Raw genomic sequence first — 16352 nt, 5'->3', positions numbered from 1 at the left:
GGTTACCCCGTTTGTCAAAATACCATCGATCAAAATAGCGTGCCCCACCCTTCGACTGCCCGCAGGACGGGCGCTCAGGATAAACTTCAGCCAAAGGGCTGGAGGCGGGGGCCCATCACCTGCCGTTCAAATCCGGAACAACCGGAGATGGATCCCCGCCTTCGCGGGGAAACACCGAATTCCGAAACTCAGCCCTCGATCGCGCTGCGGCGCAGATCGCGGGCGCGGGTGAGGATGATTTCTTCCAGCTTCTGCACCGTCGCGGCCTGAACCGGCGCGTCGACCCAGGTGCCGTTCTGGGCGACCTGACGCAGCGCGGCGACGCGCAGCGCATCGGCGCGCAGGTCACGATCGAGGATCGACACGGTCACCTTCATGCGCTCGTTCGGATTGCCGGGGTTCGCATACCAGTCGGTGATGATGACCCCGCCCGAGCTGTCGGCCTGCAGCAGCGGCATGAACGACAGGGCGTCGAGCGACGCGCGCCACAGATAGGAATTGACGCCGATCGTTGTCACCTGGCTCGCCGCCAGGTCGGCGCGCGGCCGGTCCTTCCCGCCGCAGGCCGACAGGCCGAGCGCCGCGACCCCGATCAGGGCGAGCGCGGCCGGACGACGACCGAGCGAGGCAAGAAGGGTAAGCTTGGACATGCCGTAACACCTTATTCTGGGCGCGCGGGCAGCAAATTGCGGGCGCGCATGCGGAAATTTGCAAGCGTCTCTATCGCCCTTGCCGCCGTCCGGCAAGCGCGCCATTTCCGGTGTTTCGACCGTTCATCCCCGGCTCATCTCCGCCCGCCACTGTGCTGTTCGCGCAACATGTTCGGCGAAAAGCCGGCGACGCGCGATCAATCGGTCGGGAATCACTGGAATTGTCGCCCCCGTCGTCCTATCTCAGGATTCGATTGGGGTTGGAGTCGCAGAGCAATGGCGCGGAATTCGCGACATTTTTGGAAAGCAGGACTGTTCGCGGTAGCAGCGGTTACCGTTGCGCTTCCGCCTGCGCTCGCGTCGATGACACGCGCCGATCGGATTCGCGACACCCAGCTTTCGAATTCGGTGCTTGGCCAATTCACCCCGGCGTCGGGCGACCCGCGCCTGATCGCCCGCTATATCAAAATCTCGGAAGAGGCGCGCCGCGGCTTCAGCTTCACGCCCGCGCTGCCCGATGACGGACACAAAAATCGCGCGATCACCGTCGTGATTCGCGCCCGCGACGATTCGTCGAGCGCGCGCACCGCCGCGCTTGCCGCCGGCCGCACCAAATCACCGATCTCGATCGCCCCTGTGACCTATAATCTCGGCGCGTCGGTCGGGTTCGAAAAATTCGTGACCCCGGCCCTGCCTAGCGGCACCGACCTGCGCAACCTGCCGGTCGCGCGCGCGCCCGAACAGGCCGACAACAAGAAATCGCGCTTCGCGACCAAGATGGTCAGCCGTCCCACCGATCCGGCCGGCGCAACCGACCGCATCACCGCGCCGGGCGAAGAGCAGACCGTCGATGTCGTCAGCAGCTATCGCCTGACCAAGAATCTCGATGTGACCGCGGGCGTCCGTTACAAGGCCGACGACCGCTTCCAGCCGCTGACCGACGCGCGCCGCGACAGTCAGGCGGTCTATGTCGGAACCGCTTTCCGCTTCTAAAAGCTGTACCGATCGTCGGGCCAGGCCGCCCATAGACGATCATGCCCCCAGCGTCGGCCACTAACGCACCCGACCGCGCCGCGCTTTGCGCGTCGCTCCCTTTTGCTCCCATGCGTCGATGGCGGCCCAGCCGGGCCGGATGCCGCTTGCGGCGCTGGCGCGGATCAGCGCGCGGGCGCGCGCCGGGGTCATCCCGCCCAGCGCAACCGCTTGTCCGCCGGCCGCACGCGCGAGCCGCAGCCACTGGGCGCGGCCGAGCGGTGCTGCGCCGGGATGCGACCGCGTCGGGTGAAGCGGCGAGACGAGCGCCGCGTCGGCGCCCGCCCGCCGGGCGCGGTGCGCCTCGCGATGGTCATGGACCGGCATGGTGACGATCAGGCCGATCGCGCGCGCCTGCGCCGCCCGGCGCGCAGCATGCTGCCGCAGATGGACGCCATCGGCCCCCCAGCGCCGCGCCTCGGCGGGCAATCCCGCGATCAGCAGCATCAGCCCGCGCGCTTTTGCGACGCGCGCGAGGCGGCGCGCAAGGCGCCAGCGCGCGCCCTGCGGCAGCGCGTCGTGCCGCAGGACGATGCCGCTTCCCGGCGGCAACAGCGCGGCGAGCCCCACCGTCCCGGCCGCGCTGCGTGCGTCGCTCATCAGCCAGCATGCGGGCAGGGGGTGGCGTCGGACCATCGCCCTTCCTATAGGCGCGTCGCGGGCGCACGCAACGCGCCCTTCGAGGATGACGATATGAGCGATGCGGCAAGCCGGCTGGCCGAGGTGGGGACGAACATTGCAGAGGCGGCGCGCCGCGCCGGACGCAAGGCGGGCGACGTGTGCCTGATCGCGGTGTCGAAAACGCATGATGCCGATGCGATCCGCCCGCTGATCGCCGCCGGCCAGCGCCATTTCGGCGAGAACCGCGTGCAGGAGGCGGCGGCCAAGTGGCCCGCCCTGCGCGGTGAAGCCCCCGATCTGACGCTGCACCTGATCGGTCAGCTCCAGTCGAATAAGGCCGAAGAGGCGGTCGCGCTGTTCGACGCCATTCACTCGGTCGATCGCAGCTCGCTCGTTCAGGCGCTCGCCAAGGCGTGCGACAAGCTCGGCAAGCGGCCGCAGCTTTTCGTTCAGGTCAATATCGGCGACGAGGAGCAGAAGGGCGGCTGCGCCGTCGCCGATCTCGCGGCGCTGCTCGCCGAGGCGAAGGCGGCCGGGCTGGCGATCGACGGCCTGATGGCGATCCCGCCCGCCGACGTGGAACCGGCGCCCTATTTCGCGCTCCTCGACGAGCTGGCCGAGCGCAACGGCCTGCCGCTACGCTCGATGGGAATGAGCGGCGATTATGAAAAAGCGGTCATGCTCGGCGCGACCCACGTCCGCGTCGGCACCGCCCTCTTCGGCGCGCGCGACTAGGCCCCAAACCCGCAGAAGCCTACGGATCGCCTTACAAGCGGCGGCCCATCGCTGCTAATAGCCCGCGCCAATGTTCGCCGAGGCGGCGCTGGAACAGCATCAGGTCGAAGCCGTGGCGCGCGGCATGGCTTTGCGGGATTTGATCCCAGCCGCGATGCTCGACGGTGACGCGCGTTTCGGCGCCGACGGCGTCGAAGCGCACCTCGACTTCGGTGGTCTGGTCGGCGGCAAAGCTGGGAACGCGCCAGTCGAAGGCAAGCCGCTTGCCGGGCTCCCACGCGTGGACGCGGCCGATCTCCCATTCGCGGCCGTCGGCGAAGCGCGTCACCAGCCGTCCGCCCGGCCCCGCGGGGTCGAAGCGCGGCACGCCGTCGTCGCCGCGCGCCAGCTCGAAAAGCGGATGGCTTTGCCACCAGCTGCCGATGTCGCGGGTGAACACCTCGAAGGCGCGCGCCGGGGTGGCCGCGACGCGCAGGGCGACGATCACCGCGGCGCCGCTCATGGCGCGCGGCTCATGGCGCGCCGCGCTCGACATGCGCCTTGAAGGCGGCGAGCTGCTCGCTCCACAGGCTTTCGGTTTCGGCGAGCCAGCCCTTGAGCGCGTCGGTTGCGCCGTCCTTCAGGCGATAGATGCGGACGCGGGCGTCGAAGGGCAGATAATGATCCTCGACCAGCCCACCATCTTTCAGCGCCTTGAGGTGCCGGCTCATCGCGGGCGGCGCGAGGCCCAGCGTGCCCGCCAGCTCGCCGGCGCTATAGGGGCGCCGCCCGAGCAGTTCGACCGCGCGCCGCCGCCGCGGGTCGGCAAGCGCCGCAAACACGGCATCGACCGCAGCCGCGCTCAATCGTCGAGCCGCGTCTGGGTGGTGAAGCCGCCCTCGGCGTCCCATTCGGCGGCGGTCTTGGCCGCGACCGTGACGCCGAAGGTCCAGATATGCCCCTCGGGATCCTTGGCGCGATAGGTGCGGTCGCCATAAAATTGCGTCTCGGGTTCGGCGATGATCGCGGCGCCCGCCGCGCGCGCCGCCGCGCAATGCGCGTCGATATCCTCGCCGGGGGCGAGCTGGACATGGACGCTCTGGGTGTTCTTGCCGCCGATCGACTGCGGGCTCTTGTGATCGTCCGACCATTCGTTGCCGATCATCACCACCGAGGCGCCATAGCCCATTTCGCTGTGCGCGAGATTGCCGTCGACGTCGAGCAGCACGAACAGCGGTTCGAACCCGAAGGCCCCTTCCAGCCAGCGGAACGCCGCCTTGCTGTCGCGATAGCTGATCGCGCTCGACAGCCCTTTGGGGCGGTGCGTTTCGGCCATGTCTCTCTCCTTCGACTCATTATTTTCAGAATGAAGAATATTTATCAAAAAACGAAACTAAATGCAATTGCGTGTGAAGTTGCTAGAAAATGGCATGCCCGATCTCGCCCGCTGCGTCGCCGAAGCCTATCAGACCGCGCTACCGCACCGCGGCCAGGGCAAGGTCGCCGATTATATTCCCGCCCTCGCCGGGGTCGATCCCGATCGCTTCGGCTTCGCCCTCGCGCTCCCAGACGGAACAGTCCACACCGCGGGCGACGCCGACGAGGCTTTTTCGATCCAGTCGGTGTCGAAGGTGTTCACGCTCGCCCTCGCGCTGCGCCGGGTCGGCAGCTCGCTATGGGACAGCGTCGGCCGCGAACCGTCGGGCAGTGCATTCAACTCGATCGTCCAGCTCGAAAGCGAGCAGGGGGTGCCGCGCAATCCGTTCATCAACGCCGGGGCGATCGCGACCACCGACCGGCTGATCGACGGTCGCTCGGCCGACGAGGCGGTCGACGAGATCGTCGCCTTCATGCGAGCGCGAGCGGGCGACGCTAGCGTGGCGATCGACACCGGGGTTGCGGGGTCGGAAAATGATACCGGCGCGCGCAACCGCAGCCTGTCCTATTTCATGGACGCCTTCGGGACGCTGCGCCACCCGGTGGAGACGGTGCTGTCGGTCTATTTCCGCCAATGCGCGCTGTCGATGAGCTGTCGCCAGCTGGCGCAGGCCGGCCTGTTCCTGGCCTTCGAGGGCCGCGACCCGCGCACCGGCGAACAGCTTCTCGACCCGCACCGCGCGCGGCGCATCAACGCGATCATGATGCTGTGCGGCCACTACGACAATTCGGGCGAATTCGCCTTTCGCGTCGGCCTGCCCGGCAAAAGCGGAGTGGGCGGCGGCATCTTGTGCATCGCACCGGGGCAGGGGTCGATCGCGGTCTGTTCGCCGGGCCTCAACGAAGCCGGAACATCGCTCGTCGGCGCGCTCGCGCTCGAACATTTCGCCTATGCGGCGGGTTGGTCGGTGTTCGATTAATCCTGGTCGGCGACGAGCGTCAGGCTGACCTTGGCGGTGCCGCTGCGGTGCATGCCGATTTCCTTTGCCGCGGCCTGCGAAATATCGATGACGCGGCGGCCGCCGAAGGGGCCGCGGTCGTTGACGCGGACGATCACGCTCTGGCCGTTGGACAGGTTGGTAACGCGGACCTTACTGCCGAAGGCGAGCGTGGGGTGCGCGGCGGTCATCTGATCGGGGTCGAAGCGCTCGCCGCTCGCGGTGCGATTGCCCGCGAGTTCGCGGCCGCAATAGCTTGCCGTGCCGTTGCCGATTTCGGTCTCGCCGCCGCCGATCTGATCCTGCGCCACCGCCGGCATCGCCAGTATCAACGCCAAACTCATCGCCATCACGCGCCGCATGCGCAGCCTCCCCCGTTTCAGGTGGAGCGCTCAAAGCAGCGGCGCGAGCGGCTTGCAAGCCGCCCGCGCCGTGCCGGTTTGATTCTGCGCCTAGTGGTTTGGTGACTCAGACGTCCAGATTGGCAACCGACAGCGCGTTGGTCTGGATGAAATCGCGCCGCGGCTCGACCTCGTCACCCATCAGCCGCTCAAAGATTTCATGCGCGACATCGGCCTGTTCGGCCTCGACGCGCAGCAGCGAGCGGTTGGCGGGATCGAGCGTGGTTTCCCACAATTGCTCGGCATTCATCTCGCCCAGTCCCTTGTACCGGCTGATCGACAGGCCGCGGCGGCTGTGCGTGAAGATGGCATCGAGCAATTCGGACGGGCGCGTCATCGGCGCGGCCTTTGCGGCGCTCGCGGCGGTCGGTGCCTCGCCATCCTCGCCCTCGGCATCGCTGTCGGCCTCGACGACCGTAGCAGCGCTGGCTTTCACCAGCCGTCCGGGGCCACCATAGGTTTCGGCCTGTTCGGCGGCGAGTTTGTGAAGGCGGCGCGCCTCCTGGCTCGCGAGGAAACCGGCATCGATCGCGTGATGGTCGCTCACTCCGCGCCAGCGGCGTTCGAGCGTATAGCCGCCGCCTTCGACCGCCTCGACGGTCCACACCGCTTCGGCGCCGCCGGTCAGCGCGCGCTCGGCGGCATTGAGCCAGTTCGCGGCAGTTGCCGCAGCGCTGTGGCGTCCGGCCGTATCGAGCGCCGGATCGAGGGCGCCGACCAGCGCCAGTGCCTCGACCAGCCCATGATCGAGCGTGCGGGGGACGTAACGCATCAGCGCGCGGAGTCGTCGGCCATGCTCGATCAGGCCGCGCAGATCGTTGCCCGATCGTGCGCCGCCCGGCGTTTCGAGCATCAGCGCGTCGATCCCGGCATCGACGAGGTAATTTTCGAGCGCGGTGTCATCCTTCAGATACACCTCGCTGCGCCCCTTTGCGACTTTGTAGAGCGGCGGCTGGGCGATGTAGAGATGGCCATTCTCGATGATCTCGGGCATCTGGCGGTAGAAGAAGGTGAGCAGCAGCGTGCGGATATGCGCGCCGTCGACGTCGGCGTCGGTCATGATCACGATCTTGTGATAGCGCAGCTTTTCGATGTTGAATTCGTCGCGGATCCCGGTGCCGAGCGCCTGAATCAGCGTGCCGACTTCCTTCGACGAAATGATGCGGTCGAAGCGCGCCCGCTCGACGTTCAAAATCTTGCCCTTCAGCGGCAGGATCGCCTGCACATGCCGGTCCCGGCCCTGCTTTGCGCTGCCGCCTGCCGAATCCCCTTCGACCAGGAAGAGTTCGCATTTGCTGGGGTCGCGTTCCTGGCAATCGGCAAGCTTGCCGGGCAGGCTCGCGATATCCATCGCGCCCTTGCGACGGGTCAATTCGCGCGCCTTCTTCGCGGCCTCGCGCGCCGCGGCGGCGTCGATCACCTTCTGGATCACCGCCTTGGCATAGGCGGGATTTTCCTCGAGCCATTCGGTCATCCGGTCGGCCATCAGGCTTTCGAGCGGCTGGCGCACTTCCGACGAGACAAGCTTGTCCTTGGTCTGCGAGGAGAATTTCGGATCGGGCAGCTTGACCGAGACGATCGCGGTCAAGCCTTCGCGCATATCCTCGCCGGTCAGGCTGACCTTCTCCTTCTTCAGCAGGCCCGATTTTTCACCATAGCCGTTGAGCGTGCGCGTCAGCGCCGCGCGGAAAGCGGCGAGGTGGGTGCCGCCGTCGCGCTGCGGGATATTGTTCGTGAAGCAGAGGACATTTTCATAATAACTGTCGTTCCACTCGAGCGCGACGTCGATGCCGATGCCGTCGCGCTCGCTGCTGATCGCGATCGGATCGGGCAGCAGCGGATTCTTGTTGCGGTCGAGATATTTGACGAAGGCCGCAATCCCGCCCTCGTAGAACAGGTCGTGGACGACATGTTCGGCGTGGCGCGCATCGACCAGCTTGATCCTTACGCCGGAATTGAGAAAGGCGAGCTCGCGATAGCGATGTTCCAGCTTTTCGAAATCGAACTCGGTGACATTCTTGAAGGTATCGGTCGACGCCATGAAGGTGACGCGGGTGCCCTTCTTGCCCGCAGGCGCCGGCCCGTTGACCTTTAGCGGCGCAACCGAATCGCCATGTTCGAAGCGCATCCAATGCTCTTCGCCATCGCGCCAGATCGTGAGTTCGAGCCATTCGCTGAGCGCATTGACGACCGATACGCCGACGCCGTGCAGGCCGCCCGACACCTTATAGGCATTGTCGTCGCTCGTGTTCTCGAACTTACCGCCCGCGTGAAGCTGGGTCATGATGACCTCGGCCGCCGAAATGCCTTCTTCGGCATGGATGCCGGTCGGGATGCCGCGCCCATTGTCCTCGACGCTGACCGATCCGTCGCTGTTGAGCGTGATGAGTACCAGATCGCAATGGCCGGCGAGTGCCTCGTCGATCGCATTGTCGCTGACTTCGAACACCATGTGATGCAGACCCGACCCGTCGTCGGTGTCGCCAATATACATGCCAGGCCGCTTGCGCACGGCGTCGAGGCCTTTCAGCACCTTGATCGAATCGGCGCCGTAGCTGTTCTGATTGGGCTGTTTGGGGGCGCCTTCGCTCGCGCTGCTCACGGGGGTATCTGTCATGCCGATTATATAGGGTCGGCGGCCGCAAAACCCAAGCAAAAATGCGCCGCTCGGCGCGCTGCCGACGGGCGTTGCGCGCGGCGGCGGCGGCGGCTAGTTTCGTGGGATGAAAAGCCCTGCCACCCCCCGTTCGATCCTTTCCGCCGTTGCGCTTGCCGCGCTCGCGCTCGCCGGCTGCTCGCAGCCTGCGCCGCCCGCCGACAACGCCCCCGTTGTCGCCGGCCCGCCGCTTGCGACGCGCGCGGTGATGACCGGCACCGAAGGCCCGACGCTTCCCGCCTGCTCCAGCATCAGCCGCGTCAAGGACGGCGGCACCGATGTCTATTGGGCGCCGGGCGAAACGCGCGCCGTGAAGGCCAAACTGCCCGGCGCGATGAAGGTGTCGGTGTGCGAGGCAACCGATGACGACGCCTGGTTCGGTATCGTCTTCGCGGCCCCCGGCACCGACGAGGATATGTGCGGCGTCGGCCGCTCGGTCAGCAGCGCGCGCGAATATCAGGGACCGTGCCGCTGGGGCTGGATCCGCGGCGGAACGGTACGGCTCGGCGCCTAGCTCGGCTGCCTAACGGCAATCCTCGATCACGCGGCCGATTTCGGACTGGACGGGTAGGGTCAGCGCCCGGCCGTTCGCGGCTTCGAGCGCAAAGCGGCCGCGACTGAAGGCGATGCGGTCGAGCCGGATGTCGCGGCTCGGTACTATCGCCGTACCGCCGTCGAAGCGCACCTGGTCGGTGGCTGCGCTGGTGCGCAGTGCGACGGTGCCGTCGAGCGCGGCGGTCAGCCGGATAGCGCCGCCGCTGCACGCCATGGTCAGCAACGGCGCCGCGCCAGCGGACGGCGCGAAGATCGCGCTGCGGCTGCCGGCATCATAGCGCCAGGCGCCGCGATCGAGCGCGCGGTCGTCCCACCCTTGCGTCGGCGCGGGGGCTGGCGGCGGCGGTCTCACAGCGGGCGGTTGCTGCGCGGGGGCGGGCGGCGGGGCTTCGGCCTTCGGAATCGCGGCGCAGCCGGCGAGCAGCAGCGCCGTCGCCGCCATGGCCGTGAACCCCGCCGTCTTGCCGCCCCAAACCATCCTCAAAACCCCTGCCAATCGATCACCTCATCCAGTTCGGCGCGCGGAACCGGCCATTGATTCACCGGCGCCGCCGCATCGGCATGGCCGATCGCCAGCCCGGTGAACAAGATCTGGTCGTCGCCCAGTTCCAGCTCGTGCCGGATCGTCGCGCCATACATCGCCCAGCACTCCTGCGGACAGCTTGCAAGGCCATGTTCGACGAGCAACAGCATCACCGACTGGAGCCACATGCCCATGTCGGCCCATTGCGGCGGTCCCATGATGCGCGAACAATGGAGGAAAAGCATCACCGGTGCGCCGAAACCCCGGTAATTCTCCATGAACCGAGCGAGCCGGCCCGGCTTGTCCTCGCGCGGGATACCGAGCGAGGCGTAGAGCGCCTCGCCGACGCCGAAGCGCCGGCTTTCCCACGGGTCGGTCAATCCGCGCGGGTAGATGTCATATTCGGGTTGCTGACCGTCGCGCCCCATCGCGATCCGCGCCGCCACCGCCGCCTTCACACGCTCCCAGCGCGCGCCGGTAACGACCGTCACCTGCCACGGCTGCAAATTGCCGCCCGATGGCGCGCGCTGCGCATCGGCAAAAATCTGCGCCAGTACCGTCCGGTCGACCGCGCGATTCGAAAAGGCGCGCACCGAACGGCGGCGGTGCAATGCGTCGGCAACGGACAGGGCTTCATTCGCTGGCATATTTATCCTCTCGGCGTTTTCCGAACAGCAACCCGCGCTCGAGCCGGGCCTTGAGCTGCCGATAATAGCTCGTCAGGAAGACGTCATCCTCTTCGGCGACGGGGCGCCCGATTTTGCCGCGGATCGTGTCGGCGACGTCGCGCATCGCGCGCGGATCGCCGCCGCGCAGCACGCGTTCCAGTTCCTGCAATTCATAGATGCCATAGACGGCGAGTTCGGCGTCGGTGAAGCGGATCGCATCGACCCCGGCCCCGTCGGCGGTGATGTCGCGGTCGAGCTTCGCGCGCTGGGCCATCACGACCCAGGTGCCGGCGATAAGGTCGCCCATCCGCATCCGGTCGCGGTTGAAGAGCAGGAACAGGCTGAGCGTCAGCGACCAGGCGACCCCCGCGAGCGCGGTCCAGCCCGACACCATATCCTCGGCCGCGCCGACGCCCATCATGGTGAGGGGAAGGAACAGCTCGAGCTCGCGGATCAGGTTGCGCGCGACCACCGCATCGGCGGTTAGCCGGCCGCCGTCACGCGCGACGACGCGGATGCCCATCAGCCGCTTGCCGGGTGTCGCCGCGCGCGTGCCAAGTTCGAAGCCGATGAACCAGAAAGTGCGCAGGATAAAGGCGCCGAGCAGCCAGACCGTCACCGCGATCGACGAGTTGGAAGCGAGCCCGGCCCAAAGGATCAGCAGGGTGAACAGGACGAGCGTCAGGACGATAAGGATCAGGTCGATCAGCAGCGCGCCGAGCCGGAGCGCCGCGCTTGCGATGCGCAATTGCAGATCGACGCCCTCCGGCGTCACGAATTCGCGCAGCTTCTTTTCCTGCGCCGCGCGCATCCGCAGATTGCCCGCCGCGCTCAAGCGACATTCTCGCGGCGCGGGATGTAGAAATAGGCAAGCCAGAAGGTGAGCATCAGCGACCCGATCGCATAGCGCGTCACGGTATCGGTGATGAGCTGGCGCCCGAACCCTTCGAGCAGGCCGGCGGCGAGCAGCATCAGAATGACGCCGACCATCACCTTGCCCGCGGTGCGGCCTGCCTCGGCGGCGGCCTGGAGGCGCGAGCGAGCGCCGGGAAAGACAACCGCGCTGCCGATCCGCAGCCCCGCCGCTCCCGACAAGGCGGCGGCGAACAATTCGGTCGTGCCGTGGATGAATAGCCAGCCGCCGAAATCGACGCCCAACCCTTTGGACGAAAAGACCGCGAGCATCGCGCCCAGCCCGATCCCCTGATAATATTCCAGCATCATCGTCGGAACGCCGAAGGCAAAGCCGAGCGCGAAGGACATGATCGAAACGCGGCTGTTGTGGGTAAACAGGAAGGTCGCAAAGACGTGCAGAGCGCCCTGATCCTCGCCGCCCGCCTTGCCGTGCCCCAGCGTCGAGCGCAGAAACTCCGCAGTCGCGCGCGGGTCGCGCCCGCCCGCCATCTCTTCGGGGACGAAATTATAATACCATTCGGGATTATGCGCGACGAGCGACCAGCTTGTCAGCGCGCCGAGCGTGATGATCAGCGCGATGATCAGCGTTTCCTTCCACACCGCGCGCACTGCCGCCGGCCAGTCGTAAAGGAAGAAGCGGCGCAGGCGGCTGAGCCGCGTTTCGCGGACCCCGTAAATCAGGAAATAGCCGCGCATCGCCAACCCTTCGAGGTGGTCGAGCAGCGCCTTGTCGAGGATCGTCGCGCGCGCGATCGATAACGACGATAGCGTCGCGCGATAGAGGATCGGGAGCTGGAGCAGCTCGTCGCTCGACAGCGCCTTGGCACCGCGCGTCTCGAGACGGCCCAGCAGCGTGTCGAAGGCGATCCAGTCGGCTTCGCGCTCGGCGCGAAAACGGCTGGTCGAAAAGCCGGAGGCGTCGGTCGGGCGCGCGGTTTCCATCACAGGCTCCCCTGCCGCTTGATGCCCAGATAGGCTTCGACGACATGCGCGCCCATCGCATCCGCGGGGACTTCGACAACGTCGGCGCCCAGGCGCTGGAGCCGTGCGATGACCAACTGGCGATCGCGCAGCATCGCCGCGGCGACATTGGCGCGCGTCACGTCCGATCCGCTTTCGGGGCGGCGGCGTTCTTCCGCCTCCAGCTCCTCGTCCTTGATGACGACGAACAGCAGCCGGTGTTTCTTGACCAGCCGGCCCGCAGCGCGGATCATCAGGTCGGCGCTCGTCGCATCGGTGAATTCGGTGAACAGGATGATCAGCGACCGGCGGTTGAGCTCGGCGCCGAGCGTCGACAGCGCGAGCGTAAAATTGCTCTCGACCGGCGCATAGTCGATGCGGCTCGCCGCGCGTTGCAGCGCGGGAAAATCCTGCGTGTGCATATAGGCGGGGGTCATGCCGATCGGCTTGGCGGCAAAGGAAAAGAGGCTGATCCGGTCACCGAGCTTCAGCCCTGCATAGGCGAGCAGCAGCGCCGCCGATACCGCACGGTCGACGCGCGGCATCGCGCCGACGGGCTCGGCCATCGTGCGACCGGCGTCGATTGCCAGCACGACGCGGTTGTCACGCTCGACCCGATATTCCTTGGCAAGCAGCTTGACGTGCCGCGCCGATGCATTCCAGTCGATCGCGCGCCGATCCATGCCCGGCTGATACTCTGCCAGCGCCTCATATTCATGGCCTTCGCCGCGCAGCTTCTGCTGGCGGAGCCCGAACCAGCTGTTGCGCTGGAACAGGCGGCGGCCTTCGTCGGTAACGAGGCGCATATTGGGCACGACGCTGATCGCGCGGTCGATCGCGAAGCGGCGCTGTTTCCAGACCAGGCCGAGCGGTCCCGCCCAGCGCACCCAGAGCGCATCCACGGCTGCCTGCCCGCGTCGCGACGCGGTCAGCGGAAGCCGATGGGCGAGCGCGGCATCTTCGCCGTCGCCCACCGTTTCGAAAGCCGCCGCGATGCGGCCGCCCGGCGCCAGCCGCTCGTCGAGCGACAGTGCGAACTCGGCGCGGCGCGGAAGGGCCGGCGCGCGCGCCGCAAGCATCATTTCGAACGGTTCGCCGACCCCGATCTGCAGCGGGAACTGGGCGTCGAGCGCGAGCTTGCGCGGCGCCGCGCCGGTCAGCGTATCGAGGAGCAGCCCCACGGCGACGAGCGCAATCCAGCCGAGCGCGACGAGCCACAGGTCGGGGCGCAGCAGGCCGAGCGCCAGCGCCACGGGGGCGCCGAGCAGCAGCAGATAGATCGCGCGCCGCGTCGGGTAGATCACCGCGGCACGTCCACCCGGTCGAGCAGCGCGGCGACAACCTGTTCGACGCTGCGTCCCTCGATCTCCGCGGCGGCCGACAGGATCACGCGGTGACGCAATACGCCGCCGGCGAGCCGCTGGACGTCGTCGGGGATCACATAGTCGCGGCCGTCGAGCGCGGCGGCGGCGCAGGCGGCGCGGGCGAGCAGGCTCGCCGCGCGCGGACTCGCGCCGCATTCGAGGTCGGCGCTTTCGCGGGTCGCGCGCACCAGTCGGACGATATAGTCGACGATCTCGTCGGCCAGGCGCACGGTCGCGATCGTGTCGATCGCGGTGCCGATCGTCGCGGCGTCGGCAACCTGCCCAACGCCGAAATCGGCGACCGCAGGGCTTTTGAAGCGCCCGCCATGTTCGGCCACGATGCGCCGCTCCTCGTCGGCGTCGGGATAATTGACGACCAGCTTGAACAGGAAGCGGTCGAGCTGCGCCTCGGGTAGCGGATAGACGCCCTGCTGCTCGATCGGATTTTGCGTCGCCAGTACGGTGAAGCGCGGGCTCATCGGGTGCGGCTCGCCGTTGATCGTCACGCGCCGTTCCTGCATCGCCTCGAGCAGCGCCGCCTGCGTCTTGGGCGGGGTGCGGTTGATTTCGTCGGCAAGCAGCAACTCGGTGAAGATCGGCCCCTTGGTCAGGGTGAAGCTCGACGTCTGGAAGTTGAAAAGGTTCGATCCCAATATGTCGCCGGGCATCAGGTCGGGGGTGAACTGGATGCGCCCGAAATCGAGCCCGACGGCGCGGGCGAAAGCCTGCGCGAGCAGCGTCTTGGCGGTTCCCGGCGGGCCTTCGAGCAGCACATGGCCCCCTGCGAGCAGCGCGATCGTGACCATGCGGGTCAGATCCTGCTGCCCGAACACGACCTTGGCGACTTCGCCCTCGATCGCCGCGCCGAGCGCCTGAACGCCCTCGATAGTGTCAGCCGTCACGCAATAATTCCTTCCTGATGTCGTGCAGCGCCTGCGCGTCTGCCAGAAATTCATGGGTGTTGCGCGCCAGCGGGAGGCGGCGCGCGAGAGTGGCGAAGGAGCCGCTATCCGCCTTCAGATGGCGGTCGATCCATGCGTCGGTTTCCTCGGCGTTCAGACCGCCGGGGGCATGCAACCGGCGTGCGATCGCGCCGCGCTGGCTGCGTACATAGGCATCGGCCCCGTCGAGTTCACGGCGCGCCTGCCGGATCAGATCGGCGCTGTTGGCGATCAACGCCTGTTTGGAAATCGGAATTGCGCGCGCCGGACGCAGCGCGGGGCCGAAGCGCGCGCATGCCTGCCACAGCGCGAGCAGGCCCGCGGCGATCAGGCACAGGGTGATCCCGATGAACGGCGGGACAAAGGCGAAGCGCAGCAGCGATCGACCGCCGCCGAAGCCGTTGAGCGTCAGGTCGAAGGCGATCCCTGCCGCTTCCGCATCCTCGCCAACGGCATCGATCAGCATGGCCGCGGCATGCGCCTTGTCGCGCGACGCAAAGGCCAGATTGTTGAGCAGGTCGGGCTCGGCCAGAACATAGAATTCGCGATTGCTCGTCCGCGCCAGCACCGCGCCGCCGTTCGCGCCGGGGATCAGCGTCTCGAGACCGGCGCCGCTAACCGTCTGGGCATTGTCCGGCAGCGGCACGGCAAAGCGGCGGCGCGCGACATCGGCGGTGACGGCCTGCGCCTTCGCCTGCGGCATCGCGATCTCGACCGTCCCGAAATAGCTTTGCGGCAGCAGGCGGGTGGGGGCGGGCAGCGGCACGCCGAAACCGGCCCAGCCCGGCTTGTGACCCTCGCCGGTGCCCGGCATCGTCCGCCACTTGGGCAGGACGAGCAGAACCGGGCCATTGCCCTGTTTCGCCAGTATATCGGCGACATCTTCGGCATCGGTATCGGCTGCGGGCGTCAGGACGAGCAGCGGCTTGTCGTCGTCATAGGTCGCCGTATCGACGCTGCGGCGCAGCTCGACATCGGCGCGGGCGCGTTCGGCGAGGTCGACGATGCCCGCGAAGCCCGGCGCCGCCTTCGACAGCGCGTGCCCGCCGCCGTCATTGCCGCTCGACAGCTGCGGACCGAGCGCAACCAGCGCCCACAGCGCGATGAAGGCGACGACCCCCACCGCGACCACCGCCGCGATCAGCCGCGGATCGAAGGGATTGTCGCGGTCGCTGCGCCCCGTCATGCGCGCGCCCAGTTCTTCGGCACCGTCAGCTCCGAATAGGCGCCGCGGCACGCGTCCCATGCCGCGGCGTCGATCGACCGGCCGCCGAACAGGCTGATTTCGACCGAGCGAGCGATGCGGCTGAAAGCGCTGCGCGCGACGCCCGGCAGATCCCGCGCTTCCGCCAGTTCGCGCGACGTCATCGCGGGCCGTACCAGCCCTGGCCGCCGCGCGCTGATGTCTTCGACGCTGCGATAGAGCAGCATGTGGACCGCCTCGGCAAAGCGCCCTTCGGCGGCCAGCGCGTCGGCTTCGGCCAGCAGTGCGCGCGCCGCGCCCGCTTCGGCCGCGCCCGCCTCCTCCGCCTCGGCGCCCGCTCCCGTCTTGCGGAGGAAGGGCAGTTCGTTGACCCAGCGCGCAAAGGCAGGGACGGTGAAATAGAGGATCAGCAACACCAGCAGAATAGCGCCGCCCCACAGCATCGGCTTCAGCGCCGGCGCGCTCCATTCGAAGAAGCGGCCGATCGTCTCGAACAGCGATTTCAGCCAGTCGGGAACCTCGGGCGGCGGCGGCGGCGCGGGAAAGGCCGTCTGGATATCGCCGCGGGCAACCGTCTGGCCATAGGCCGGATCGACGAGTTCGGGATCAAGCAGCCAGCCCTGATCGGGTGCAGCGGCGGCGGCCGACGCCTGGGCGATCCAGATCGACATCATATTGAAATTATGGCCTCGCCCCGCTGCACCATCGCCCCGCGGTGGTAGCGCGAGGCGCAGCACCGACGCAAGAGGATGCTTGCACGCCCGCAGCCCCCG

General features: G+C 67.6%; 19 protein-coding genes. 4 read left to right on the top strand and 15 right to left on the bottom strand.

Annotated features, from left to right (window positions below):
• Nucleotides 1-188: 188 nt before the first annotated feature.
• Nucleotides 189-650, bottom strand: coding sequence for a DUF3576 domain-containing protein (locus tag ATE59_RS09870; protein ID WP_058812276.1), 462 nt, complete (start codon nucleotides 648-650; stop codon nucleotides 189-191).
• A 363-nt stretch (nucleotides 651-1013) separates the two neighbouring features.
• On the opposite strand from ATE59_RS09870, the gene ATE59_RS09865 reads away from it, so the two are divergent.
• A complete protein-coding gene (locus ATE59_RS09865; protein WP_231292868.1) occupies nucleotides 1014-1643 on the top strand; it encodes a hypothetical protein in 630 nt (209 codons plus the stop codon).
• A 60-nt stretch (nucleotides 1644-1703) separates the two neighbouring features.
• Here ATE59_RS09865 and ATE59_RS09860 read toward each other — a convergent pair whose 3' ends face one another.
• Nucleotides 1704-2282: a thiamine phosphate synthase gene (locus tag ATE59_RS09860; RefSeq protein ID WP_231737236.1), complete on the bottom strand. Its 579-nt coding sequence runs from the start codon at nucleotides 2280-2282 to the stop codon at nucleotides 1704-1706.
• A gap of 93 nt (nucleotides 2283-2375) precedes the next feature.
• Between ATE59_RS09860 and ATE59_RS09855 the strand changes: the two genes are divergently transcribed.
• Nucleotides 2376-3038 (top strand): YggS family pyridoxal phosphate-dependent enzyme, encoded by a 663-nt coding sequence (locus ATE59_RS09855; protein ID WP_058812380.1) that lies wholly within the window; start codon nucleotides 2376-2378, stop codon nucleotides 3036-3038.
• 31 nt (nucleotides 3039-3069) lie between these two features.
• Here the strand turns inward: ATE59_RS09855 and ATE59_RS09850 are convergent, their stop codons facing one another.
• From ATE59_RS09850 to ATE59_RS09840, 3 genes are read right to left on the bottom strand one after another with little or no spacing between them, the layout of a single operon-like run.
• A complete protein-coding gene (locus ATE59_RS09850; RefSeq protein WP_231737234.1) occupies nucleotides 3070-3540 on the bottom strand; it encodes an SRPBCC domain-containing protein in 471 nt (156 codons plus the stop codon).
• A 10-nt stretch (nucleotides 3541-3550) separates the two neighbouring features.
• Complete coding sequence (locus tag ATE59_RS09845; protein WP_120694152.1) at nucleotides 3551-3883, bottom strand: ArsR/SmtB family transcription factor; 333 nt, start codon at nucleotides 3881-3883, stop codon at nucleotides 3551-3553.
• Entirely contained in the window at nucleotides 3880-4353 is a 474-nt protein-coding gene (locus ATE59_RS09840) for a VOC family protein (RefSeq protein WP_058812272.1), read from the bottom strand. The genes ATE59_RS09845 and ATE59_RS09840 overlap by 4 nt, the downstream gene beginning before the upstream one ends.
• 94 nt (nucleotides 4354-4447) lie before the next feature.
• Here ATE59_RS09840 and ATE59_RS09835 point away from each other — a divergent pair, with 94 nt between their 5' ends.
• A complete protein-coding gene (locus tag ATE59_RS09835) occupies nucleotides 4448-5374 on the top strand; it encodes a glutaminase (protein ID WP_058812271.1) in 927 nt (308 codons plus the stop codon).
• On the opposite strand, the gene ATE59_RS09830 is transcribed toward ATE59_RS09835, so the two are convergent.
• Both ATE59_RS09830 and gyrB read right to left on the bottom strand, forming a co-directional pair.
• On the bottom strand, nucleotides 5371-5754 hold the full coding sequence (locus tag ATE59_RS09830) for a septal ring lytic transglycosylase RlpA family protein (protein ID WP_058812270.1): 384 nt from the start codon (nucleotides 5752-5754) through the stop codon (nucleotides 5371-5373). The two genes, ATE59_RS09835 and ATE59_RS09830, sit on opposite strands and share 4 nt — an antisense overlap.
• A gap of 106 nt (nucleotides 5755-5860) precedes the next feature.
• Nucleotides 5861-8410, bottom strand: coding sequence for a DNA topoisomerase (ATP-hydrolyzing) subunit B (gene gyrB, locus ATE59_RS09825; protein WP_058812269.1), 2550 nt, complete (start codon nucleotides 8408-8410; stop codon nucleotides 5861-5863).
• A gap of 106 nt (nucleotides 8411-8516) precedes the next feature.
• Between gyrB and ATE59_RS09820 the strand changes: the two genes are divergently transcribed.
• A complete protein-coding gene (locus ATE59_RS09820) occupies nucleotides 8517-8963 on the top strand; it encodes a hypothetical protein (protein ID WP_058812268.1) in 447 nt (148 codons plus the stop codon).
• 9 nt (nucleotides 8964-8972) lie between these two features.
• Here ATE59_RS09820 and ATE59_RS09815 read toward each other — a convergent pair whose 3' ends face one another.
• From ATE59_RS09815 to ATE59_RS09780, 8 genes are read right to left on the bottom strand one after another with little or no spacing between them, the layout of a single operon-like run.
• Nucleotides 8973-9482, bottom strand: coding sequence for a hypothetical protein (locus ATE59_RS09815; RefSeq protein ID WP_058812267.1), 510 nt, complete (start codon nucleotides 9480-9482; stop codon nucleotides 8973-8975).
• Nucleotides 9483-9484: 2 nt separating this feature from the next.
• The gene (locus ATE59_RS09810) at nucleotides 9485-10174 is read right to left on the bottom strand and encodes a nitroreductase (RefSeq protein WP_082657378.1); all 690 of its coding nucleotides are present in this window, start codon (nucleotides 10172-10174) and stop codon (nucleotides 9485-9487) included.
• Entirely contained in the window at nucleotides 10161-11030 is an 870-nt protein-coding gene (locus tag ATE59_RS09805; RefSeq protein ID WP_082657377.1) for an RDD family protein, read from the bottom strand. The genes ATE59_RS09810 and ATE59_RS09805 overlap by 14 nt, the downstream gene beginning before the upstream one ends.
• Entirely contained in the window at nucleotides 11027-12052 is a 1026-nt protein-coding gene (locus ATE59_RS09800; protein ID WP_058812266.1) for a stage II sporulation protein M, read from the bottom strand. Before ATE59_RS09800 ends, ATE59_RS09805 begins: the two co-directional genes overlap by 4 nt.
• A complete protein-coding gene (locus tag ATE59_RS09795; RefSeq protein ID WP_058812265.1) occupies nucleotides 12052-13374 on the bottom strand; it encodes a DUF58 domain-containing protein in 1323 nt (440 codons plus the stop codon). Before ATE59_RS09795 ends, ATE59_RS09800 begins: the two co-directional genes overlap by 1 nt.
• Nucleotides 13371-14336 (bottom strand): AAA family ATPase, encoded by a 966-nt coding sequence (locus tag ATE59_RS09790; RefSeq protein ID WP_058812264.1) that lies wholly within the window; start codon nucleotides 14334-14336, stop codon nucleotides 13371-13373. The genes ATE59_RS09795 and ATE59_RS09790 overlap by 4 nt, the downstream gene beginning before the upstream one ends.
• Nucleotides 14326-15561, bottom strand: coding sequence for a DUF4350 domain-containing protein (locus ATE59_RS09785; protein ID WP_058812263.1), 1236 nt, complete (start codon nucleotides 15559-15561; stop codon nucleotides 14326-14328). Before ATE59_RS09785 ends, ATE59_RS09790 begins: the two co-directional genes overlap by 11 nt.
• A complete protein-coding gene (locus ATE59_RS09780) occupies nucleotides 15558-16253 on the bottom strand; it encodes a DUF4129 domain-containing protein (protein WP_058812262.1) in 696 nt (231 codons plus the stop codon). Before ATE59_RS09780 ends, ATE59_RS09785 begins: the two co-directional genes overlap by 4 nt.
• Nucleotides 16254-16352: the final 99 nt, after the last annotated feature.

Source organism: Sphingopyxis sp. A083, assembly GCF_001468495.1.
In the GTDB taxonomy this organism is placed as follows: domain Bacteria; phylum Pseudomonadota; class Alphaproteobacteria; order Sphingomonadales; family Sphingomonadaceae; genus Sphingopyxis; species Sphingopyxis terrae.
The sequence above is the reverse complement of the archived record's forward strand: the minus strand, read 5'-3'. Positions and strand labels throughout refer to the sequence as shown.